The organism is Rhodococcus sp. MEB041, from assembly GCF_030208955.1.
GTDB lineage: Bacteria > Actinomycetota > Actinomycetes > Mycobacteriales > Mycobacteriaceae > Rhodococcoides.
The window spans coordinates 397,957-420,853 of record NZ_JARVSZ010000003.1; the positions used below are offsets into that span (position 1 = coordinate 397,957).

At 68.6% G+C, this 22,897-nt stretch carries 18 protein-coding genes; 11 read left to right on the forward strand and 7 right to left on the reverse strand.

Features of this window, described 5'->3' with window-relative positions:
* Positions 1–120 precede the first annotated feature (120 nt).
* Entirely contained in the window at positions 121–1,404 is a 1,284-nt protein-coding gene (locus QRN16_RS11700) for a hypothetical protein (protein WP_285186845.1), read from the forward strand.
* Here the strand turns inward: QRN16_RS11700 and QRN16_RS11705 are convergent.
* The 4 genes from QRN16_RS11705 to QRN16_RS11720 form a co-directional block, all read right to left on the reverse strand.
* A complete protein-coding gene (locus QRN16_RS11705; protein WP_285186848.1) occupies positions 1,399–3,183 on the reverse strand; it encodes a glycosyltransferase family 2 protein in 1,785 nt (594 codons plus the stop codon). The genes QRN16_RS11700 and QRN16_RS11705 overlap by 6 nt on opposite strands.
* Entirely contained in the window at positions 3,180–3,788 is a 609-nt protein-coding gene (locus QRN16_RS11710; protein ID WP_222637988.1) for an acyltransferase, read from the reverse strand. Before QRN16_RS11710 ends, QRN16_RS11705 begins: the two co-directional genes overlap by 4 nt.
* Before the next feature lie 220 nt (positions 3,789–4,008).
* A complete protein-coding gene (locus QRN16_RS11715) occupies positions 4,009–4,890 on the reverse strand; it encodes a MaoC/PaaZ C-terminal domain-containing protein (RefSeq protein ID WP_056442217.1) in 882 nt (293 codons plus the stop codon).
* Positions 4,891–4,895: 5 nt separating this feature from the next.
* Positions 4,896–6,245, reverse strand: a complete 1,350-nt coding sequence (locus QRN16_RS11720) for a 3-oxoacyl-ACP reductase (RefSeq protein ID WP_027506192.1) — start codon at positions 6,243–6,245, stop codon at positions 4,896–4,898.
* Between the two features lie 127 nt (positions 6,246–6,372).
* On the opposite strand from QRN16_RS11720, the gene QRN16_RS11725 reads away from it, so the two are divergent.
* From QRN16_RS11725 to QRN16_RS11770, 10 genes are all read left to right on the forward strand, one after another.
* Positions 6,373–7,671 (forward strand): acetyl-CoA C-acetyltransferase, encoded by a 1,299-nt coding sequence (locus QRN16_RS11725; protein WP_056441321.1) that lies wholly within the window; start codon positions 6,373–6,375, stop codon positions 7,669–7,671.
* Between the two features lie 281 nt (positions 7,672–7,952).
* Positions 7,953–9,215: a reverse transcriptase family protein gene (locus QRN16_RS11730; RefSeq protein ID WP_261775942.1), complete on the forward strand. Its 1,263-nt coding sequence runs from the start codon at positions 7,953–7,955 to the stop codon at positions 9,213–9,215.
* Positions 9,216–9,415: 200 nt separating this feature from the next.
* Positions 9,416–11,149, forward strand: coding sequence for a VanW family protein (locus QRN16_RS11735; RefSeq protein WP_350310208.1), 1,734 nt, complete (start codon positions 9,416–9,418; stop codon positions 11,147–11,149).
* Positions 11,150–11,257: 108 nt separating this feature from the next.
* The gene (locus QRN16_RS11740; protein WP_285186855.1) at positions 11,258–11,761 is read left to right on the forward strand and encodes a flavin reductase family protein; all 504 of its coding nucleotides are present in this window, start codon (positions 11,258–11,260) and stop codon (positions 11,759–11,761) included.
* 171 nt (positions 11,762–11,932) lie between these two features.
* On the forward strand, positions 11,933–13,519 hold the full coding sequence (locus QRN16_RS11745) for a carboxyl transferase domain-containing protein (protein WP_285186939.1): 1,587 nt from the start codon (positions 11,933–11,935) through the stop codon (positions 13,517–13,519).
* A 5-nt stretch (positions 13,520–13,524) separates the two neighbouring features.
* Entirely contained in the window at positions 13,525–15,519 is a 1,995-nt protein-coding gene (locus QRN16_RS11750; RefSeq protein ID WP_285186857.1) for an acetyl-CoA carboxylase biotin carboxylase subunit, read from the forward strand.
* Complete coding sequence (locus tag QRN16_RS11755; protein WP_027506197.1) at positions 15,516–16,685, forward strand: acyl-CoA dehydrogenase family protein; 1,170 nt, start codon at positions 15,516–15,518, stop codon at positions 16,683–16,685. Before QRN16_RS11750 ends, QRN16_RS11755 begins: the two co-directional genes overlap by 4 nt.
* Positions 16,682–17,161, forward strand: a complete 480-nt coding sequence (locus tag QRN16_RS11760) for a MaoC family dehydratase (RefSeq protein ID WP_350310209.1) — start codon at positions 16,682–16,684, stop codon at positions 17,159–17,161. The genes QRN16_RS11755 and QRN16_RS11760 overlap by 4 nt, the downstream gene beginning before the upstream one ends.
* 20 nt (positions 17,162–17,181) lie before the next feature.
* Complete coding sequence (locus QRN16_RS11765) at positions 17,182–17,958, forward strand: HpcH/HpaI aldolase/citrate lyase family protein (protein WP_285186943.1); 777 nt, start codon at positions 17,182–17,184, stop codon at positions 17,956–17,958.
* 212 nt (positions 17,959–18,170) lie between these two features.
* Positions 18,171–19,046 carry a PDDEXK family nuclease gene (locus QRN16_RS11770; protein ID WP_285186860.1) on the forward strand — a complete coding sequence of 292 codons (876 nt, stop codon included), beginning with the start codon at positions 18,171–18,173 and terminating at the stop codon, positions 19,044–19,046.
* Positions 19,047–19,189: 143 nt separating this feature from the next.
* Here QRN16_RS11770 and QRN16_RS11775 read toward each other — a convergent pair whose 3' ends face one another.
* From QRN16_RS11775 to QRN16_RS11785, 3 genes are all read right to left on the reverse strand, one after another.
* Positions 19,190–21,025, reverse strand: coding sequence for an acyl-CoA dehydrogenase (locus QRN16_RS11775; protein ID WP_027506200.1), 1,836 nt, complete (start codon positions 21,023–21,025; stop codon positions 19,190–19,192).
* Positions 21,026–21,150: 125 nt separating this feature from the next.
* Positions 21,151–21,753 (reverse strand): class I SAM-dependent methyltransferase, encoded by a 603-nt coding sequence (locus QRN16_RS11780; RefSeq protein WP_285186862.1) that lies wholly within the window; start codon positions 21,751–21,753, stop codon positions 21,151–21,153.
* Positions 21,754–22,842 carry a CaiB/BaiF CoA transferase family protein gene (locus QRN16_RS11785; protein ID WP_285186864.1) on the reverse strand — a complete coding sequence of 363 codons (1,089 nt, stop codon included), beginning with the start codon at positions 22,840–22,842 and terminating at the stop codon, positions 21,754–21,756. It abuts the gene before it with no gap.
* Positions 22,843–22,897 lie beyond the last annotated feature (55 nt).

Sequence of the window (22,897 nt, forward strand, 5' to 3'; positions counted from 1 at the left end):
AAACCGGAAGTCGTTCGATCGCATGATTCTTCCGTGTGGTGTAACCGGCATTCGGTACGGCATGATCTGCGGACACGTGCAGTCGGTACGGCACGATCCGGTGGTGCAGGAGGGTCGAGTGTGAAGGTTCGAACAGCAGCCGTGGTCGGCGCAGTGATGCTGTCCGCCGCGTGCGGTGTCCCGTCGAGCGCACATCGGAGCGACGGTCGTCCGATGCTGCGCGAGATCGACGGCGGGGCGACGTACTTCTCGCAGTTCTCGCCGTCGCTGCCATCGGACCCGGGGTTCTTCCCCATCGGAGTCTGGGCCGAATCAGTGGTCGACGACACGCGTCTGCCCTCGTACTCCGCGGCCTCGTTCACCACGTATGTCGAACCGACACCGGACACGGATCTCGCCCGTATCGGCCTCAACGGCATGTACGTTCTGTCGTCGCGCTCGGACGGTCCCACCGACGGTCGAGTGACCACCGACGAAGCCGACATGTGGGCGGGGCCGGGTGACGCGACGTGGACAGGTCTCTACCCGGGAGAGGGCGAGATCTGCGTTCCTGCAACGGAGAAGTGCGGCTACACGGTCATGGACGCGCTCGAGGCCCAGAGTGATCGCACGCGTCTGACCTACACCAATTACGGTAAGAGCGTGCTGTTCTGGGGAACCGACGAGCAGTCGAGCAAGTTCGTGAACGATTACCAGGACGTGGTGTCCGCCGATGCCTACTGGTTCACCGATCCCAACATCTGTGACGCCACCGAGGGCGGGACGCTGCTGAAGGACGGCGTGGATCTCGACCCCGACGAATGCCTTCGCGCGTCCAACTACGGTGCGACTGTGGATCGTGTGAGATCACTCGTGGAGCCGGCGGGGAGCAAGCCGGTGTGGGCGTTCGTCGAGGTCGGTCAGCCGTTCGCCGAATCTCGACGAGCGATCGAACCGGCGGAGGTGGAAGGTGCGGTGTGGAGCAGCATCATTCACGGTGCGCAGGGTGTCGTGTACTTCAACCACAGCTTCGGCGGCGAGTGCCGATCGCAGCACGTTCTTCTGGACTGCGGCCGCGGCATGCTCGAGCGCGTCGGTGACGTCAACGCGAGAATCACCGAGCTGGCACCGGTCCTGAACTCTCCCTACCTCGACGGGTTTCTCGCGTCGGCGCCGGGACTGGACACGATGGTCAAGTACACCGATGGGGTGGTTCATGTTCTGGCGATGTCCGAACAGGGCGGTGCCACTGGACGTATGACATTGTCCTGCGCTGTCGACTCGACCGCGGACGTGGTCGGAGAGGACCGTCGGGTCGAGGTCGACAAGGGTGTGATCGTGGACGATTTCGCGGATTCGAACAGTGCACACGTCTACCGCATCACCGGACTCGACGGCTGTGGTCTCCCGCCTGCCGGGTCATGATCCGATTCGGCTCGATTCGTCGCGAGCCCAGCCGGTGTCGACCACGCGTCGCGCGGCGCGGCGTCCGACGAGTGCGAATCCGGCGTACACCGCCGCATCGAAAGCGGTGACGGGACCTCGCACCGAGCGGAGAAGTTCTCGGAACGTGCTCGATGTCTGCGTGGTTCGGGCGACGGCGGTGTTACCTCGGTAGGTCCGGGACAGAACGGTCCGCAAGGCCGCGACAGTCCTGGGAACCGAGATCACCACGGGATCGGTGAGTACCACGCACTTCTCGTCCCCCCGGAACAGTCCGTCGACGACGACGTCGTCCGCGACGACCGACGGGAATCGGCCCAGGCGGCGGTGGCCTTCCTCGGTGAGGCCGTAGCACCCCGCACCCCAGAGGTGTCCGTCGAAGGTCGACAGTCGTTGTCGGGCCGCGTAGTAGCGGCGCACCAGGAAGGAACTGTGCCCGGTGTCGTATCGGGAGCGAGGACGTGCAGACATGGGCGCGCCCGCGGTGAGCCGCGTGAGAACGTCCGTCACGGCTTTCGGAGTCATCACCACGTCCGCATCGAGGTAGATCCTCGGCCAGAACATGGCGATGTCATCCGCCGCGTTCATTGCTTCGGTCTTCGACGCGGCGGACGTCTCGATCACGGTGATGCCGGGAAAGTGCCGCGCGACGTCAGCGGTGTCGTCCGTGCAGCCGTTGCAGGCGACGATGACCTCGACGACCCCGCGGTCGGCAAGATCGGACAGCGGTCGCAGTGTGCGTGCGAGGACGGCTGCCTCGTCGTGTGCGGGAACGATGACCGTTCCCATCCCCGTGCGGCCCTCGACCGGCCGTTGTCGAGCTGACGGCAGGTGCGTCCAGCGCCGCCGATCGACCAGCACTCGGAGGGTCGCACGATGGGACGCGGATCCTGTCCGCGCGATCTCGGACACCACCGCACACAGTCGGAAGGCCGTGCTCCACAGTCTGCCGTGATACATCTCCGCGTATCGGATCTTGTTGACGGACAGCAGGTTCTGGAGTGCCTGAGACGATCCCGACCCGGCGCCCGTGTGCACGACCACGGCATCGGGTACGAACCGGACGCGGCCCACCGTGCGGAGACGTCGGAAGAAATCGGTCTCCTCCGAGTACAGGAAGAAGCGTTCGTCCCACGCGCCCACTCGACGTGCTGCATCGGCGTCGATCATCAGGGCTGCACCCGTGGCCCAGTCGATGTCGTGCGGAGTGGCGTAGGCCTTCGGATCGCGGACCGTCTCACTGAGTGCCCGAGGTCTGCGCGGGACGTACGCACCGAGAACGGCGTCGACAGCGGTGGCGAGCAGGGCCGGCTCACGACGAAGCGACGGAGAGACGGAACCGTACTCGTCCTGGAGCAACGGCACTACCGCGGCCACATCGGGTTCGGTCACGGCGGCCACCAGAGCCTCGACACACCCCGCGGACACCCGCGCGTCCGGATTGAGGACGAGGATCGCGTCGGACCGATCCACGCGCTCCATACCCAGGTTGATCGCGGCGGCGTATCCCAGATTCCCACCGGCGTCGACGAACACGACATCGGGATGTTCGTGTACCCGCGCTGCGGTGTCGTCCGCCGAGTCGTTGTCGATCACGACGACCCGGAGGGTGGTTCCAGCTGCTTCCGTTCTGAGACTGTCGAGGAGGCCGCCGATGGAGTCGGCACTGTTGTAGGTGACGACGAGGGCGGTGACGGTGGCATCGCCGCCGGTGACGAAGTGGGCCGTCGAACGCTCGATGCGGGAGATCGGCTCGGTCATGGAAGTCGAGCCACGCTGGGTGCCGGAACGCCGTCGACGAGTCCGTACGAGAGACCGCAGCCGCACACGAGATCCTCCGGAAGGCTTTCGCCGCACCGGCAGGCCCACCCGATGCGACGTGCCGGATTACCCACCACGACGGCATGATCCGGGACATCCCGAGTCACGACGGCACCGGCGGCGACGAACGCGTGACGACCGATCGTCGTGCCGCACACCACCACGACACCCGCGCCGAGGGTGGCCCCCTGCTCCACCAGAGTGCGCATCAGCGCGTCCGGCCCTTTCTTGACGTGGGCGCGTGGGCGGAGGTCGTTGGTGAAGGTGACGCCCGGGCCGAGGAACACGTCGTCCTGCACGGTGACTCCGTCGAAGATCAGGACCCGGTTCTTGACGGTGACCCGATCGCCGACCACGGCTCTCCCCTCGATGTAGGCGTGGTCGCACACGTTGCAGTCCTTGCCCACGACGGCGCCGGCGAGAACGTGTGCGAACGCCCAGACCCGGGTCCCGTCGCCGACCGAGTCGCTCTCGCAGAGGGCTGCGGGGTGCACGAAGAACGAGGTGGCTCGAACCGCGCCCGTACTCGTCGTCGGTTCCGCCATGTCGTGCTCCTCGTCGTCGCGCTCGCCCCGAGGTGTTCGGCAAACCGAGAAACAGTCGCGAGAGACCGCGTCACGATGGGAAACGGGGCATATGCCCGAGAACGCTACGGTCGCGTCGAGCCCGTGTCACTCATTCGACCGACCGACGACCGCACCCCTCCCCGAACCCGCGGAACCGGCGAGTCGAGGAGGGGTGCGGAGGAGGAGTTCCGACGCGGAGTCAGCGCAGGGTGCCCGTCAGGAACGGGTAGCCCTTCTTCGGGTGCTTCAGCGCCACGTCCCACTGCCCCGGCCCGACGCCCGTGCCCACCCGCTCGGCGTACACGTTGATCTTGGCGGGCAACACGATCGGCTTGCCGAAGCGCACCGAGTACGTGACACGGTCCTGGATCTTGCCGTCGACGGCGCTGAGTACGGCCGCCGCACTCCACATCCCGTGAGCAATGGTGCGCGGGAAGCCGAAGGCCTTGGCGCCCAGCGACGAGACGTGGATCGGGTTGCGGTCACCACTCACCGCCGCGTAGCGCGAGATGGTCTTCTGGTCCACCCGCAGAGTCGAGGTGGGCGGCGGCGGGACCTCGTCGGCCGGCGGTGCCTCGCGAGGTCCACCGGACAGCGACGTCTTCTGGAGGCTGAGGAAGGTGGACGTCTGACGCCACACCAGCTCTCGGCCCACCGACACGTCGCTGACGACGTCGACGAGCAGTCCCTTCCGGTGCTCGCGGACGTTCTCCGCGTGCACCGCGATGTCGAGCGGCTCCGAGGTCCCGACGGGGCGGAAGCTCTCGATCACGTTCTCCGCGTGCACTGATCCCATGGCCGCGAACGGGAAGTCCTTGGACACCATGAGGGACATCACGGTGGGGAACACCAGGGTGAAGGGGTACGTCAGCGGCAGGGTGTCGCTGAGACGGAGGCCGGTCACCTTGGCGTACGTCGCGAGGTTGTCCCGATCGATCCGGATTCCGCCGAGGGTGTACGTCGCGTCCGGTGCCGTCGGCGTGCGCTTGCCGCCGCCGATGATCGGCAGCGAGTCGAGAGCCGCGCGGGTGTAGATGTCGCGGATCCTCGGCGGGCCGTCGAGCGGGATCACCGTGGCCACGTCGCTCACGCTCCGATCAGGGACTGGCCGCACACGCGGACGATCTGACCGGTGACAGCGTTGGAGGCCGGGCTCGCGAAGTACGCGATGGTCTCCGCGACGTCGACGGTCTGGCCGCCCTGCAGCAGCGAGCTCATCCGGCGGCCGGCCTCGCGAGTGGCGAACGGAATGGCCGCGGTCATGGCCGTCTCGATGAAGCCGGGCGCCACCGCGTTGATGGTGATGTCCTTCTTCGCCAGTTCGGGTGCCTCGGCGTGCACCAGGCCGATGACGCCGGCCTTGGACGTGCCGTAGTTGGTCTGGCCGCGGTTGCCGGCGATGCCCGCGATGGAGGACACGTCGATCACGCGGCCGCCGTCGTTCAGCGTGCCGGACTTCACCAGAGCGGTGGTGAGGCGGTGCGGCGCTGCGAGGTTGACGCCGATGACGGAGTTCCACCGGCCGTCGTCCATGTTGGCGAGGAGCTTGTCGCGCGTGATGCCGGCGTTGTGGACGACGATGTCGAGGCCGCCGCTGTGGCGCTCCTTCACGTGCTTCTCGAGCACCTCGGCGGCGTCGGGAGCCGTGACGTCGAGTGCCAGCGACGTGCCGCCGACCTTGTTGGCGGTCTGCGAGAGGGCCTCGCCGGCCGCGGGGATGTCGGCGCAGATGACGTGCGCGCCGTCGCGTGAGAGAACCTCGGCGATGGTGGCGCCGATGCCACGGGCGGCGCCGGTGACCAGAGCGACCTTGCCCTCGAGCGGCCGGTCCCACGAGGCGGGAGCCGTGGACCCGTCCTTGCCGACGGCGATGACCTGGCCGGACACGAACGCGGACTTGGCCGAGAGCAGGAAGCGCAGGGTGGACTCGACACCGGACAGGTCCGGCGCGGCGTCGGGGGAGACGTAGACCAGCTGCGCGGTGCCGCCGCGGCGCAGTTCCTTGCCGACGCTGCGGGTGAAGCCCTCGAGGGCGCGCTGAGCGATGTGCTCCTCGATGTCGCCGGTCTCCTCGGGCGTGGTGCCGAGGACGACGACGCGGCTCGACGGTCCGAGGTTGCGGACCGCGGGCTGGAAGAACTGGTACAGCTGCTCGAGCTGCTCGATGTTCTCGATGCCGGTGGCGTCGAACACGAGGCCGCCCAGCTTGTCGTCGTGGGGGCTCGCGGCGGGGTAGTCCGAGAGCAGCACGCGCAGCGGCTCGACGAGGCGACCGCTGCCGCCGATCAGGACCGGGCCGGCGAGCGGAGGCTCGCCCGGCTGGTAGCGACGCAGAGTCTCCGGCTTCGGCAGTCCCGCCTGCTTGGCGAGAAACGCGCCGGGAGCAGAGGAGAGGAACTGCGAGTAGAGGTCAGGGGCTCCCTTGGTGGCTGCCATGTTCCTACCTTCGTGTCGGGTATGTCGAACGGTATCGACAAGTAACTTACTCGTGAGTAAGAATAGAGTCCACGACGAAGCGGCCCCGACTGTGGCCGCGCCATCTGCGCACAGGGAGAATCGTTCGATGACCAGCAAAGAGAAGCGCCCCGTCGCGATCCTCGGTGGAAACAGAATACCGTTCGCGCGCTCGAACAAGGTGTACGCCAACGCCTCGAACCAGGACATGTTGACGGCGGCCGTCGACGGTCTCGTCTCCCGCTTCAACCTGCAGGGTGAGCGGCTCGGCCTCGTGGCCGGTGGTGCGGTGCTCAAGCACAGCCGCGACTTCAACCTCACCCGCGAGGTCGTCCTGGGCAGCGCGCTGAGCCCGTACACCCCGGCGTTCGACCTGCAGCAGGCCTGCGGCACGAGCATGCAGACGGTCATCGCCGTCGGCGATGCCATCGCGTCGGGCCGGATCGACGTGGGAATCGGCAGCGGTGTCGACACCACGTCCGACGCGCCCATCAGCGTCAACAACGAGCTGCGCGAGTTCCTGCTCACGCTCAACCGGGCGAAGAGCACCGCCGACCGCCTCAAGCTGCTCGCGGGCGTCCGCCCGTCGATGCTGGGGATCGAGATCCCGAAGAACGGCGAGCCCCGCACCGGCATGTCGATGGGCGAGCACGCCGCCGTCACGGCCAAGGAGTTCGGCGTGCGCCGCGAGGACCAGGACGCCCTCGCCGCGGCCAGCCACCAGAACATGGCGAAGGCCTACGACAGTGGCTTCTTCGACGACCTGGTCACCCCGTACCTCGGTCTGACCCGCGACGACAACCTGCGTCCGGACTCCACGGCCGAGAAGCTGGCCAAGCTGAAGCCCGTGTTCGGCACCTCGCTGGGCGACGCCACGATGACGGCCGGCAACTCGACGCCGCTCACCGACGGCGCGTCCTCCGTGCTGCTGTCCACCGACGAGTGGGCCGCGCAGCACAACCTGCCGGTGCTCGCGCACCTCGTCGACTCGGAGTTCGCGGCCGTGGACTACATCCACGGCAACGGCTCGTACAAGGACGGCCTGCTCATGGCGCCGACGTACGCCATCCCGCGTCTGCTCGAGCGCAACGGCCTGACACTGCAGGACTTCGACTACTACGAGATCCACGAGGCCTTCGCCTCCGTGGTGCTCGCGACGCTGCAGGCCTTCGAGAGCGACGAGTACTGCAAGGAGCGTCTGGGTCTCGACGGTGCGCTGGGATCGATCGATCGCAGCAAGCTGAACGTGAACGGCTCCTCGCTGGCCGCGGGTCACCCGTTCGCGGCGACCGGCGGACGCGTCGTGGCCACGCTCGCGAAGATGTTGGCGCAGAAGGGTTCCGGCCGCGGACTCATCTCCATCTGTGCCGCCGGTGGCCAGGGCATCACGGCCATCGTGGAGGCCTGAGCCTCCCGTACCGAACACGAGGACCCGGCTGCGAGGGGTGGCCGGGTCCTCTGCCGTTTCCCGGACCGAGCGGTCTGCGTCTGGCACAGTGGCGGGGTGCAGCGGTGGCGAGGCGAGAGTGGGTCCTGCGCGACCCTCCTCGAGGGCAACCCTCGGGAACATTCACGGAATCGGGCACTGCGTCCGACGCAGCGATGCACGCTTCGCGTGCTGGCCTGCGACGACGACGAGAGTCTCAGGTCGCCTCGCCCCGCCGCACGTCCTCGGTCCACTGCTCGCTGATGTCCGAGTCGTTCTGGCATCACCGCACGGCGCGGATGATCGCACCGCGCCTGGTCGACATCGCGTGGAACAGCACCGAGCTCGGTGAGGTGCTGGCCCGGTTCGAGCACGTCGCGGACGTCGAGACTCTCATCACCAGGCTCCTCGAGCGGCGCAACCATGCACCCGATTCGACGGAGGTCGCCGCCGAACTCCTCGAGGTCATCGGGTATCCCGGTGATCCGTTCGTCCTCCCCGCGCCGCCCGTCCGTCCCACTCCGGCGGTGCGCTTCGGGGTTCCCGCGTTCGCGACGACCGCCGAGCTCGCCGCGTCCCTGGACGTCACCGTCTCCGAACTCGACTGGTTCGCCGACGTCGGCGGCTGGTTGCGTCGGGCGGCTCCGCCGCTGCGCCACTACCGGGCTCGTGAGGTGGCCAAGAGTCGCGGCGGGACGCGCATCCTGGAGATTCCCAAGCCGAGACTGCGCGAGATGCAGCGGCGCGTGCTCCACCGCGTCCTCGATCACGTGGTGCCGCATCCTGCCGCTCACGGTTTCCGGGCCGGTCGGAGTGCCGTGACCTTCGCGCGCCCGCACGAGGGCCGGGACGTCGTCGTCCGGGTCGATCTCGCGGACTTCTTCCCGACGGTGACGAGGCCGCGCGTGCGCGCCGTCTTCGAGGCCTGCGGGTACCCGTACCGGGTGGCGTCGGTCCTCGCCGGCATCTGCACCACCGCGATGCCGGTCGACGAGGTCGCCGGTCTGCCCCGGACTCAGGCGGCACTGCTGCGCGTCCCGCACCTCCCGCAGGGGGCACCGACCTCGCCTGCGCTCGCCAATCTGGTGGCCCGCGGACTCGACCGTCGCGTCGCGGGTCTCGCCCGCGCCCGTGGGCTCGTCTACACCCGCTACGCCGACGACCTGGCGCTGTCGGGCCCGTCGGACACCGATGTGGGCACGATCCTCTGGGCGCTCGACCGCATCGTGCGCGACGAGGGCTTCGTGGTGAACGGTGACAAGACTCACGTGGCGCGTGCACACCGTCGGCAGACGCTGGCCGGGCTGGTGGTGAACGAGAGTGCCGCGGCGCCCCGCGACCGCTACGACGCTCTCCGCGCGCTGCTCCACAACAGTGTTCGTACCGGTGCCGCTGCCCAGAATCGTGCAGGTGTACCGGACTTCCGTGCCTCGGTGTACGGGCAGATCGCCTGGATCGGCGAAAGCAGTCCTTCGCGGCGGTCACGACTTCTGGCCATGGCGGAACGAGTCGATTGGGACTCCTGACAGATCCGGGACGTTCGGTCTGATTCGAGTTGTAACGAGTGCGGTCGTCCGGCGATACTCCTCATGGCTCCGCATCGCTGCCTGACCCCCGACCCGGCAGCGGTGCGGAGCCGTCTTCGTGAGGAGTCGGGCTCCGACCCCAGTGGGTAGGCTCGAGCAGAGGGCGAACGCGCCTGTTCAGCACGACGGAAGGGAGCCGGGTGACCGAGGACGTACCGGCGCAGCACGAGCACCGGACCGCCCCCGAGGGCACGCGCTCCACCCGCCGGCGCACGATCGCGCTGTCCGCGGCCGGCGGCGTCGTCGCCGTGGCCGCGCTCCTGTACGCCGCCGACTGGTTCACCTCCACCGGTGACATCCCCCGCGGCGTGACCGTCGCGGGCGTCGAGGTCGGCGGCCGCAGTGTGGCGGAGGCGGACAACCGGCTCCGCGACGCCCTGGGTCCGCGCACCGACGCCCCGGTGGACGTGCGCGCGGACGACGTCGCCGCCACGCTCACCCCGGCCGCCGCCGGTCTCGGAATCGACTGGGCCGCAACCCTCGATCGTGCCGGCGACCAGCCTCTCTCCCCGTTCACCAGGCTCGCGTCGTTCTTCGGCACCCGCGAGATCGGTGTCGTGTCCACGGTCGACGACGCGGCACTCACCGCCGCCGTCGGGTCGTTGTCCCTGCAGGTCGACCGCCCCGCGGTGGAGGGCGACGTGGTCATCGAGGCCGGCGTGCCCCGCGCCGTCGGACCCGTTCCCGGACGCACGCTCGACGTACCGGGTGCGGCGTCCGCGTTCCGCACCGACTGGGCCGAGGGCGGTCCGGTGGAGCTCCCCGTCGTCGTCGAGGACGTCGAGGTCGACGCTGCCGCGATCGACGCGGCGATCCAGGACGTGGCGACGCCCGCGGTGTCGGCGCCGGTGGTCGTGACCGGCGAGGACGGTGCGACGACGACGCTCGCACCCGATCGCGTCGGCGAGGTCCTGAGCTTCGAACCGGACGACGACGGCGGTCTGCGGCCGGTGTACGACACGAATGCCGCGATCGGCATCCTCGCGCCCGGGCTGGCGGCCACCGAGACCCGGCCCGTCGACGCGCGCTTCGACTTCTCCGGGGGTCGACCCGTGGTGGTTCCGTCCGTCGACGGCACCGAGGTGCGCTGGCCGGAGACACTGGCCACCCTGCCGGACCTGCTGGCGGCGTCCGGTGACGCGCGCACCACCGTCGCGCAGTACGGACCGCGTCCGGCGGCACTGACCACGGACGCGGCGAACGCTCTCGGAATCCGGGAAGTGATCAGCGAGTACACGACCGGCGGGTTCGAGTACGCGTCGGGTGTCAACATCGGTCTCACGGCGGACATCGTGAACGGCGCCGTGGTGAAGCCGGGCGAGACGTTCTCACTCAATGGCTACACCGGTCCCCGCGGGACGGCGCAGGGGTTCGTCGAGTCGGGCATCATCGACAACGGCCGACCCGATCGCGCCGTCGGCGGAGGCATCAGCCAATTCGCCACCACCCTGTACAACGCCGGCTACTTCGGCGGCATGGACGACGTCGATCACACCGAACACAGCTACTACATCAGCCGCTACCCCGAGGCCCGCGAGGCGACGGTCTTCGAGGGCGCGATCGATCTGCAGTTCCGGAACCCGGCGTCGACGGGTGTGGTCGTCGAGTCGTTCGCCGACGGATCCTCCGTCACCGTGCGGTTGTGGGGCACCAAGACCGTCGAGGTGGAGTCGATCACCGGCTCCCGCAGCCGACCCACCACGCCGGACACAGTCCGGCTGCCGCGCGGAGAGCAATGTGTCGCGTCGAGCGGAGCGCCCGGCTTCACCACCAGCGACACCCGGATCATCCGCGACGCGGCGACGGGTGCGGAGATCTCGCGGAACACGCGCACGGTGCGCTACGACCCGGTGCCGATCGTCCGCTGCGAGTGAGGCCCGCCGTTGGGCTCGGCGTGATCCGAATCCAGGGGCTGTGACCTTGCCCAGTGCCGGGCCCGCGATGGTGGCGGCGGATGGCGCGCGGCCCTACCGTGGGGTTCCATGAGTCAGACCGCATCCTCCGAGCTCGACCAGGCGACCCTCCGTCAGGCGTACGGCACCTTCCCGAGTGGGGTCGTCGCCATCGCGGCTCGCATCGGCGACGTGCCGGTCGGTCTGGCCGCGAGCAGTTTCGTGTCGGTCTCCCTCGACCCGCCGCTGGTCGCGGTGTGCATCCAGAACACGTCGACCACGTGGCCCAAGTTCCGCGACGCGACGCACATCGGCATCAGCGTTCTCGGCGAGGCCCACGACGTGGCCGCGCGCAGCCTCGCGGCGAAGACGGGTGACCGGTTCGCTGGTCTGACGCTGGAGACGACGCCCGACGGGGCCATCTTCATCGACGGCGCGTCCTCGTGGCTCGACACCACGATCGAGAAGGAGCTGCCGGCGGGTGATCACGCCATCGTCCTGCTGCGCGTGCACGGTCTCGAGGTGCACTCCGACGTCGCGCCCATCGTGTTCCAGGGCAGCCGCTTCCGAAAGCTGGTCGTCGAGCAGCGCTGAGTCTCGTCCTCCGATGTCGAGCGAGAATCCGCGGATCCGCAGATTTCCGAGCGATCGGGTGGCTCCGGACGCGCGCCTGGCGATCCACGCATCCGCCGTGGACTTTCAGTTAATCATCGTTTACTGTCCTGGTTAGTGAGTGTTAACTGACGGACGGGCTGAGCGATGACGATGCTGGACGGTGCTCGATTCGAGCGCACGAGCAGGCGGGACGACCACCTCGCGCTGGTCGACGAGCTCCACCGAGCCATGGCGGCCGCTGCCCGCGGCGGCAGTGACGCCTCCCGTGAGCGGCACGTCTCCCGCGGCAAGCTGCTTCCGCGTGACCGTGTCGACACGCTGCTCGACGACGGCAGCCCGTTCCTCGAGATCGCCCCGCTGGCCGCGAACGGCATGTACGACGATGCGTGCCCGGGCGCTGGTGTGATCGCCGGAATCGGCCGGGTGTCGGGCCGCGAGGTGATGGTCGTGGCCAACGACGCCACGGTCAAGGGCGGCACGTACTACCCGATGACCGTCAAGAAGCATCTGCGCGCGCAGGAGATCGCCCTGCAGAACCGGCTGCCCTGCGTGTACCTCGTCGACTCGGGTGGCGCGTTCCTGCCGATGCAGGACGACGTGTTCCCCGACCGGGAACACTTCGGCCGGATCTTCTTCAACCAGGCGACGATGAGTGCGAAGGGCATCGCCCAGATCGCGGCGGTGATGGGGTCCTGCACCGCCGGTGGCGCGTACGTGCCCGCGATGAGCGACGAGGCGATCATCGTCCGCAACCAGGGCACCATCTTCCTGGGTGGACCGCCGCTGGTGAAGGCGGCCACCGGCGAGGTGGTCACGGCCGAGGACCTCGGTGGCGGCGACGTCCACTCCAAGATCTCGGGCGTGACGGATCACCTCGCGACCGACGATCGTGACGCGCTCCGCCGGGTCCGCGCGATCGTGGCCACCCTCGGCCCCCGCACGCCGTCGCCGTGGGAGGTACGCACACCGCTGCCTGCGAGCGATCAGTCGGAGCTGTACGACGTGGTGCCGACAGATCCGCGCACCCCGTACGACGTGCACGAGGTGATCACCCGCCTGGTGGACGGTGGGCAGTTCCAGGAGTTCAAGGCCGAGTACGGCACGACGCTGGTCACCGGTTTCGCGCACATCGACGGTCACCCGGTGGGCATCGTCGCGAACAACGGTGTGCTGTTCGGTGAGTCCGCCGTGAAGGGCGCCCACTTCATCGAGCTGTGCGACAAGCGCAGCGTCCCGTTGCTGTTCCTGCAGAACATCACCGGCTTCATGGTCGGGCGGGAGTACGAGGCGGGCGGCATCGCCAAGCACGGCGCGAAGATGGTCACCGCGGTGGCGTGTGCCCGGGTACCGAAGCTGACGGTCGTCATCGGCGGGTCCTACGGCGCGGGCAACTACTCGATGTGCGGCCGGGCGTACTCGCCGCGCTTCCTGTGGATGTGGCCGAACGCGCGCATCTCCGTCATGGGCGGGGAGCAGGCGGCGTCGGTGCTCGCGACCGTGCGCAGCGATCAGCGGTCGGCGTCCGGCGAGCCGTGGACCGAGGACGAGCAGGAGCGGTTCAAGGAACCCATCCGCCGTCAGTACGAGGAGCAGGGCAACCCGTACCACTCGACGGCGCGGCTGTGGGACGACGGCATCATCGATCCGGCCGACACCAGAACTGTTCTCTCACTTGCTCTGTCGGTGTGCGCCAACGCGCCGCTCGAGCCGGTGTCCTATGGCGTCTTCAGGATGTGAGTGTGATGACCACGATCGACACGGTGCTCGTCGCGAATCGCGGTGAGATCGCCGTCCGGGTGTTCCGGACACTGCGCACCATGGGAATTCGCTCCGTCGCGGTGTACAGCGACGCGGACGCCGACGCGCTGCACGTGCGCTCCGCGGACACCGCGGTACGACTGGGTCCGGCGCCCGCACGCGAGAGCTATCTGAACATCGACAAGGTGATCGACGCGGCTCTCGCCAGCGGCGCCGACGCGATCCACCCCGGATACGGGTTCCTCTCGGAGAATGCGGCATTCGCGGCGGCGTGCGAGAAGAACGGCATCACGTTCATCGGCCCGCCGACACGTGCGATCGAGACCATGGGCGACAAGATCACGGCGAAGAAGGCGGTCTCCGCGTTCGACGTGCCGGTGGTGCCCGGTATCGCGGAACCCGGACTCACGGACGACGAACTGATCGCGGCCGCGGCCGACATCGGCTACCCCGTGCTGATCAAGCCGTCGGCCGGGGGCGGCGGCAAGGGCATGCATCTGGTCGAACGAGCCGAGGACCTGGCGGCGGCACTGGTGCGGGCCAGGCGAGAGGCGGCGTCGTCGTTCGGCGACGACACCCTCTTCCTCGAACGATTCGTGTTGCGTCCCCGGCACATCGAGGTGCAGGTGATGGCGGACGCCCACGGCCACGTGATCCATCTCGGTGAGCGCGAGTGCTCGCTGCAGCGCCGTCACCAGAAGGTGATCGAGGAGGCGCCGTCGCCGTTGCTCGACGAGGTGACGCGGGCGCGGATCGGCGAGGCCGCGTGTGCGACCGCTCGGAGTGTCGACTACGTCGGCGCCGGCACCGTCGAGTTCATCGTCTCCGCCGACGCGCCCGACGACTTCTTCTTCATGGAGATGAACACCCGTCTGCAGGTGGAGCATCCGGTGACCGAGGAGGTCACCGGCATCGATCTCGTGGAGCTGCAGATACGGATGGCAGCGGGCGACACGCTGCCGCTGCAGCAGGAGGATGTGACGCTGACCGGTCACGCGATCGAGGCGCGTGTCTACGCGGAGGATCCGGGCCATGGCTTCCTGCCCACCGGCGGCCGAGTGATCGGACTGCACGAACCGGCGGGCACCGGTGTCCGCGTGGACTCGTCGCTCGCACCGGACACGGTGGTGGGCAGCGACTACGACCCGATGCTGGCCAAGGTCATCGCGCACGGTCGGGACCGCGCCGAGGCACTGCGCATCCTGCGGCGGGCGCTCGGCGAGACCGCGGTGCTCGGCGTGGGCACCAACATCGACTTCCTCTCGTACCTGCTGGCCGATCCCGACGTCGCCGCCGGCCGTCTGGACACGGGCCTGCTGGACCGGGTCGCACCCGACTACGCGGCGCCCGTCGCGACGGACGAGGTCATCTCCGCCGCAGCCGTGTTCGACTGGTGCGCAGCCTGGCCCGCGCAGGACGACGGCGCGTGGACCGTTCCGAACGGGTGGCGTCTCGGTGGTCGGAGCGCACCGACGACCGTCCTCGTCGAGGACTCCGGGCGGCGGCGCACCGTCGCGGTGACCGGGTCGCCGAGCGACGCGGCGGTGACCGTCGACGGCGGAGATGCTCGGTCGCTGACGGTGACTCTCGACGGTGCGACTCTCGTGGTCGCGATCGACGGTCGCCGGACGACGTACAGGGCTGCGCGGGACGCGGACGGGCTCTGGCTCGCGGCTTCCGGTGGTGTGTGGCATCTGCGCCCCGCCGCGGAGATCGACCTCGCCGCCGGGGGCGAGGCGGAGCTCGAGGACACGGTGCGCAGCCCCATGCCGGGCACCGTGATCGCCGTCGAGGTGGCGAACGGTGACACCGTCACGGCCGGAACCGTTCTCGTGGTCGTGGAGGCCATGAAGATGGAGCACGCCCTCACTGCTCCCGCGGACGGCATCGTCGAGGTGACGGTGGCGACAGGCGACCAGGTCGCCGTGAACCAGGTACTCGCACGCATGACCACGGACCCGAAAGAGGATGCAGCATGAGCACATCGACCGTCGCGGGACACAGCCTGTTGTCCGACGAGCACCAGCAGCTGATCGCCTCGGTGCGCGACTTCGCTCGCACCGTGGTGGCGCCCGTCGCCGCGCAGCACGATCGCGACCACACGTTTCCCTACGAGGTGGTCCGCGGCATGGCGGACATGGGACTGTTCGGACTGCCGTTCCCCGAGGAGTACGGCGGCATGGGCGGCGACTACTTCGCGCTGTGCCTCGCCCTCGAGGAGCTGGGCAAGGTGGATCAGAGCGTCGCGATCACGCTCGAAGCCGGTGTCTCCCTGGGCGCGATGCCCGTGTACCGCTTCGGTACGGACGCGCAGAAGAAGGAGTGGCTCCCCAAGCTGACGTCGGGCCGGGCGCTCGGCGCGTTCGGCCTCACCGAGCCCGGTGCCGGCAGCGACGCCGGCGGTACGCGCACCACCGCGGTGCGCGACGGTGATCACTGGGTGATCAACGGATCGAAGCAGTTCATCACGAACTCCGGCACCGACATCACCGAGCTGGTGACGGTGACCGCCGTGACCGGAACCGATGCCTCCGGGCGCAAGCAGATCTCCTCGATCATCGTGCCGACGGACACCCCCGGCTTCGAAGCCGGTCCCGCGTACGACAAGGTCGGCTGGAACGCTTCGGACACTCACCCCCTGTCGTTCACCGATGTTCGTGTGCCGCTGGAGAATCTGCTCGGCGACGAGGGCCGTGGTTACGCCGGGTTCCTGCAGATCCTCGACGAGGGCCGTATCGCCATCGCCGCGCTCGCCGTCGGTGTGGCGCAGGGGTGCGTCGACGAGAGTGTGAAGTACGCGAAGGAGCGCGAGGCGTTCGGTACCGCCATCGGCCGGAACCAGGCCATCGCCTTCAAGATCGCCCGCATGGAGGCGCGCGCCTACGCCGCCCGGACCGCCTACTACGACGCTGCAGCGCTCATGTCGGCGGGCAAGCCCTTCAAGAAGGAAGCGGCCATCGCCAAGCTGATCTCGTCGGAGGCCGCGATGGACAACGCGCGCGACGCCACGCAGGTGCACGGCGGCTACGGGTTCATGAACGAGTACACGGTCGCGCGGCACTACCGCGACAGCAAGATCCTCGAGATCGGCGAGGGCACCACGGAGGTGCAGCTGATGCTCATCGCGCGCCAGGTGGGGCTGTGACCGAACCGGAGCGCATCGTCCAGCGCGGCCTGTGGTTCGACGAGATGACGGTGGGCACCGTCTACGAGCACCGGCCCGGGCGCACCGTCACCGAGGCGGACAACGTCCTGTTCACCACCCTCACGATGAACACGCAGGCGCTGCATCTCGACGCCGCGTACAGCGTGAACACCGCGTTCGGGGAGCGGCTCGTGAACTCGATGTGGACGCTCTCCACGCTGGTCGGGCTCTCCGTCGCCCAGCTGACGCAGGGCACCATCGTCGCGAACCTCGGGTTCTCGGAGATCAGCTTCCCGAAGCCGATGCTGCACGGTGACACCCTCTACGGCGAGACGGTGATCGCGGACAAGCGAGAGTCGGCGTCGAGACCCGGAGAAGGCGTCGTGACGTTCGAGCACACGGGCCGCAATCAGCACGGCGACGTCGTCGCGCGCGCCGTGCGGAAGACCCTCGTCCGGATGGCTCCCGCGTCGTGACGGGGCTCGGTCCGGTCTGGATGTTCTGCCCGGCCGACAGGCCCGAGCGCTACCGGAAAGCCGCCGCGGCAGCAGACGTGGTGATCCTGGACCTCGAGGACGCGGTGGCCCCCGGTGACAAGGAAGCGGCGCGGCAGGCCGTCGTCGACACCCCACTCGATCCGGACCGCACCGTGATCCGCGTCAACGCGCGATCGACGCCGTACTTCGAGGCTGATCTGGCAGCCCTGTCCGAGACGGTCTACCACCGCGTGATGGTGCCCAAGTGTGAATCGGCGCAGGACGTCTCGGCACTGGCTCCACGATCGGTGGTCGCCCTCGTCGAGACCCCACTCGGGATCCTGCACGCTGCGGAGATCTGCGCAGCCGACGGGTGCGAGGGCTTGATGTGGGGCGCGGAGGACCTGGTGGCCGCGCTCGGCGGAGCGTCCTCGCGTCGCGGCGACGGGTCGTATCGCGACGTGGCCGTGCACGCACGCTCGACCGCCCTGCTGGCGGCCAAGGCTTTCGGGCGCCAAGCTCTGGACTCGGTGTATCTGGACATCGCCGATCTCGACGGACTGCGCGCCGAGTCGGAGGACGCCGTCGCGGTGGGGTTCGACGCCAAGGTGGCGTTGCACCCGACGCAGGCCGCCGTGATCCGCGAGTGTTACACCCCCACAGCCGATCAGGTGGACTGGGCCCGTCGGGTCGTGGCTGCCGCCGCCACCGAGCGCGGAGTGTTCACCGTCGACGGCAGGATGGTCGACGCGCCGGTGATCCGGCACGCCGACCGCATCCTGCGGGGACTCGGCTAGCGAGTCGGTGTCGCGGTGGTACGAAGGGGCTGGATCCGGCGTTCCCGCACCCTTCCTCGCGTCCCGCACCCGACCTCGCCGAGCAACACGCGTGCGTCGCGCAAGCATCGGTGCGGGAACGGGTGAACTGGCCTGTGGACGGACCGCGCGCTGTCCACAGGATGCCGGCCGAGCGGGTATCGCCGGGGCGGGGACCCGCTCATGCTCGACCGATGGATCTCGATGCATCACGGCTGGTGCTGCGGCAGAACGCTCTCCAGGACGGGTACACCGACAACGAGCTGCGACGGCTCTACACGAGGGGCGACATCACCCGACTGGGTCACGGGGCGTATCTGGACGCGACTCGTCTCGACGGGTTGAACCGCGTCGAGAAGCACCGCGTCCTGCTCGAGGCGGTGATGCCCGCGCTGTCGAGTGGTGCGGTCATGAGCCACCAGACGGCAGCGCTGATGCACGGGTGGCCGCTGTGGGCGGTCGATCTGACGAAGGTGCACGTGACGCGCGATCGGCGGAACGGCGGACGGCGGCGCGCCGACACGATGGTGCACTGCGCGCCGCTGCCGGGCTCCGCCGTGCACGTGGTGAACGGGTTCACGGTGACGTCGCCGGCTCGGACCCTGGTGGACGTGGCGCGGACCGTCCCCTTCGAGCAGGCCGTGGTCATGGGCGACGCGGCGGGGATCGAGGGCGACTCCCTGGTGGACGAACTCGCTGTGGCCAGTCGTCGGCACGGCATCGCGGGCGCGAGGCGGGTCGCCGCATTCCTCGACCCGCTCTCGGGGAGTGTCGGTGAGTCGCGCAGCCGCGTGCTGTTCCATCGCGTCGGTCTCCCGCCACCAGTGCTTCAGGCGGGAATCGGGGTGTGGCGCGTCGATTTCCTGTGGGGCGATGTGATCGGCGAGTTCGACGGTCGCGTGAAGTACGGTCGCTTTCTCCGACCCGGGCAGGACGCCGGGGACGCCGTGTTCGAGGAGAAGCGGCGCGAGGATGCATTGCGCGCGCTCGGCTTCCGCGTCGTGCGCTGGACGTGGGCGGATCTCGCACGGCCCGAGGCGCTCATCGCCCGGTTGCGCGCGCTCCTCTGAGTTCCCGCACCCTTGCTCGTGGCCCGCACGGGACCTCGCCGAGCAACACGCGTGCGGCGTACGAGCATGGGTGCGGGAACAGGCAGGAACAGCACTGCGGCCCGGCTGGAATACCAGCCTGGCCGCAGTGGGGATTCAGCGGATCAGAACGCCGCTTCGTCGAGCTCCATGACGTCGTTGTCCAGGTCGGACAGGATCTGACGGGTGGAGGTCAGGCGGGGCAGGATGTTCTTGGCGAAGAACGACGCTGCGCCGATCTTGCCCTCGTAGAACGCCTTGTCCTTCTCGCCGGCGCCGTTGTCGAGTGCGGCGATGGCGATCTCGGACTGACGCAGCAGCAGCCAGCCGATCATCAGGTCGCCGACGCTCATGAGCAGGCGGACGGATCCGAGGCCGACCTTGTACAGCTCGGTCGGCTGCTCCTGGGCACCCATGAGGTGCTGCGTGAGCGTGGCGACCATGCCCTGCACGTCCTCGAGGGCGGTGTTGAGCAAGGCACGCTCGCTCTTGAGGCGACCGTTGCCCGCCTCGCTGTCGATCCACGTCTTGATCTGGCCGGCGACGTGGGCCAGTGCGACGCCGCGGTCCCGGGCGATCTTGCGGAAGAAGAAGTCCTGCGCCTGGATGGCCGTGGTGCCCTCGTACAGCGAGTCGATCTTGGCGTCGCGGATGTACTGCTCGATGGGGTAGTCCTGCAGGAAGCCGGATCCACCGAGCGTCTGGAGGCTCTGCGCCAGCTGCTCGTACGCGACCTCGGAACCCACACCCTTGACGATGGGGAGCAGCAGGTCGTTGACGCGGAACGCGGTGTCCTTGTCGGCGCCCGAGACGTGCAGTGCGGCAACCTCGTCCTGGTGAGCGGCTGTGTAGAGGAACACCGCGCGCAGGCCCTCCGCGTACGCCTTCTGCGTCATCAGCGAGCGACGGACGTCGGGGTGATGCGTGATGGAGACGCGGGGCGCGGCCTTGTCGGTCATCTGCGTCAGGTCAGCACCCTGAATGCGCTGCTTGGCGTAGTCGAGCGCGGTGAGGTACCCGGTGGACAGCGTCGAGATGGCCTTGGTGCCCACCATCATTCGAGCGTGCTCGATGACGTCGAACATCTGCGCGATGCCGTTGTGGACGTCGCCGACGAGCCAGCCCTTGGCCGGGACGCCGTGTCCGCCGAGGGTCAGCTCACAGGTGGCCGAGACCTTGAGGCCCATCTTGTGCTCGACGTTGGTGACGAACACGCCGTTACGCTCGCCGAGTTCGCCGGTCTCGCTGTCGAAGTGGAACTTCGGGACGAAGAACAGCGACAGTCCCTTGGTGCCCGGCTTGGCGCCCTCGGGGCGAGCGAGCACGAGGTGGAAGATGTTCTCGAAGAGATCGTCCGAGTCGGCCGAGGTGATGAAGCGCTTGACGCCCTCGATGTGCCAGCTGCCGTCGGCCTGCTCGACGGCCTTGGTGCGGCCTGCGCCCACGTCCGAACCAGCGTCGGGCTCGGTGAGGACCATGGTGGCGCCCCAGTTGCGCTCGGAGGCGAGTACGGCCCACTTCTTCTGCTGCTCGTTGCCGTTGTCGGAGAGGATCTGGGCGAAGCCCGGGCCGGCGGAGTACATGAAGGCGGCGGGGTTCGATCCGAGGATCATCTCGGCGACGGCCCAGAACACCTGGCGCGGTACCGGCATGCCGCCGAGTTCCTCGTCGAGGCCCAGGTGATCCCAGCCGGCTTCCTGCAGCGCGCGGTACGACTTCTTGAACGACTCCGGGAGGGTGACGGTGTGCGTCTCGGGGTCGAAGGTCGGCGGGTTGCGGTCGGCGTCGGCGAAGGACTCCGCGAGCGGGCCCTCGGCGAGGCGGCGGACCTCGGAGAGCATGTCACGCACGGTGTCGACGTCGAGATCGCCGAACTGTCCGGACTCGAGCGTCTTGTCCAGGGCGAACAGCTCGAACAGGTTGAACTCGAGATCGCGAAGATTGCTCTTGTAATGACCCATGGTGATGCGTTCTCCGTCTCAGTGGTGCGGTCCGGCCTCGGTACCGCCTGTGTGGCCCGGCGCTACCTACTCGCCAGTAACATACGGCTATGTTACGCCGGATCCGGAACACTGCCAATAGGGGTCTACTCGTCGGTAACTCGTCCCACCACAAGGGCGTCGATCGCTGCGGAATCACCTACGTGCCGCACCCTGTCCTCGGCGACGAGAATGCGCATCCTGTTGCCGATGTCCGCGACCAGATCGTCTGGGCTGTACAGGATCTCGGGATCCTGAGGACCACCGACGCCATTCTTTAGATTGGCAGAATGGTGACCCACGATCACGAGGATTCCCTCATGTTTCAACGCCCGGACGGCAGTCGCGAGGACGTTTTCACGCTCGGTCCGCGATAAATGCAGGTAGGCGATGACAACGAGATCATAATTCCGCTCGGGTGTGAGTGTGGTCACGTCCGCGTGGACCCACCGCACTCGCTCGCGGATCGACGCGGTGGCCGTGGCGGCGATGCGGACCGCCTTGGTCAGCGCCACGCTGCTGAAGTCGACGGCGTCGACACTCCATCCGCGCGTGGCGAGCCAGAGGGCGTTGCGCCCCTCGCCGCACGCGAGATCGAGCGCCCGGCCGCGCGGCAGGGAGGTGCAGAACTCGACGACCATGTCGTTCGGCGGTGCGCCCCAGATGAGTTCGGCGCGTTCGTACTTGGCGTCCCAGGCCGCGGCGTCCACTCAGGTCCAGACCGAGTCGGGGTCGACGGACGAGCGGGCCGGACCCGCCGGCGTGGACGTGGCGGTACGCCCGAAACGCGGCGCCGGGGCGTGCTGGGTGACTGCGTCGATGTCGATGAGGCTGCCGCGTTCGGCCATGTGGCGGTGGCGTGTGGCCTCGTCGAAGGTCAGCACGGGGGTGACGCAGGCGTCCGTGCCGTCGAAGACGGCGGCCCACTCGTCGCGCGTGCGGGAGGCGAACACCTCCGTGAAGGTCGACCGCAGCGTCGGCCACTGCTCACGGTCGAGCTGGTGGGGCAAGGCCGACGGATCGAGCCCGAGTCCCTGCAGCATCGCGGCGTAGAACTGGGGTTCCAGCGCGCCGACGGCGACGTGCTTGCCGTCGGACGTCTCGTACGTGTCGTAGAACGGGGCACCGGTGTCCAGCAGGTTCGTGCCGCGCTCGTCGGACCACATGCCGATCCCGCGCCACCCCCAGATCATGTGCGACAACGCGACGGTGCCGTCGACCATGGCCGCGTCGATCACCTGGCCCTTCCCGGACCGACCGCGCTCGACCAGCGCCGCGAGAATGCCCATGACGAGGAACATCGATCCACCGCCGAAGTCGCCGACCATGTTCATCGGGGGTACCGGGCGCTCACCCTCGCGTCCGATCGCGTGCAGCACTCCGGTGACCGAGATGTAGTTGATGTCGTGTCCCGCGACCTGCGACCACGGACCCTCCTGGCCCCACCCCGTCATGCGTCCGTAGACCAGACCGGGGCTGCGCTCGGCGACGACGTCGGGTCCCAGACCCATGCGCTCGGTGACCCCCGGACGGAAGCCCTCGATGAGGACGTCGGCGCGGGAAATCAGGTCGAGCACCCGTTCCAGCTCGGCCGGATCCTTCAGGTTCGCCTCGACGATGCGGCGGTTGCGGAGCAGGGGGTCGCCCGGTGATCCCTCGGCCGGCAACGCGCCCGCACGCTGGACGCGCACGACGTCGGCGCCGAGGTCGGCCAGCAGCGTCGCGGTGTGCGGGCCGGGGCCGATGCCCGCGAGTTCCACGACCTTGATTCCGGCGAGAGGTCCACCTGCAGTAGTCATGGCGCGACCCTATCCACCGGAACCTGCCCGACGACAGGACCGGACTGTGCGGGTC

Excerpts from the sequence above, each read along its gene's own strand:
- QRN16_RS11705 (WP_285186848.1), bottom strand. The coding sequence starts at position 3,183 with ATGACCGAGCCGATCTCCCGCATCGAGCGTTCGACGGCCCACTTCGTC.
- QRN16_RS11710 (WP_222637988.1), bottom strand. The coding sequence starts at position 3,788 with ATGGCGGAACCGACGACGAGTACGGGCGCGGTTCGAGCCACCTCGTTC.
- QRN16_RS11720 (WP_027506192.1), bottom strand. The coding sequence starts at position 6,245 with ATGGCAGCCACCAAGGGAGCCCCTGACCTCTACTCGCAGTTCCTCTCC.
- QRN16_RS11725 (WP_056441321.1), top strand. The coding sequence starts at position 6,373 with ATGACCAGCAAAGAGAAGCGCCCCGTCGCGATCCTCGGTGGAAACAGA.
- QRN16_RS11730 (WP_261775942.1), top strand. The coding sequence starts at position 7,953 with ATGTCCGAGTCGTTCTGGCATCACCGCACGGCGCGGATGATCGCACCG.
- QRN16_RS11740 (WP_285186855.1), top strand. The coding sequence starts at position 11,258 with ATGAGTCAGACCGCATCCTCCGAGCTCGACCAGGCGACCCTCCGTCAG.
- QRN16_RS11745 (WP_285186939.1), top strand. The coding sequence starts at position 11,933 with ATGCTGGACGGTGCTCGATTCGAGCGCACGAGCAGGCGGGACGACCAC.
- QRN16_RS11750 (WP_285186857.1), top strand. The coding sequence starts at position 13,525 with ATGACCACGATCGACACGGTGCTCGTCGCGAATCGCGGTGAGATCGCC.
- QRN16_RS11755 (WP_027506197.1), top strand. The coding sequence starts at position 15,516 with ATGAGCACATCGACCGTCGCGGGACACAGCCTGTTGTCCGACGAGCAC.
- QRN16_RS11765 (WP_285186943.1), top strand. The coding sequence starts at position 17,182 with ATGTTCTGCCCGGCCGACAGGCCCGAGCGCTACCGGAAAGCCGCCGCG.
- QRN16_RS11770 (WP_285186860.1), top strand. The coding sequence starts at position 18,171 with ATGGATCTCGATGCATCACGGCTGGTGCTGCGGCAGAACGCTCTCCAG.
- QRN16_RS11775 (WP_027506200.1), bottom strand. The coding sequence starts at position 21,025 with ATGGGTCATTACAAGAGCAATCTTCGCGATCTCGAGTTCAACCTGTTC.
- QRN16_RS11785 (WP_285186864.1), bottom strand. The coding sequence starts at position 22,842 with ATGACTACTGCAGGTGGACCTCTCGCCGGAATCAAGGTCGTGGAACTC.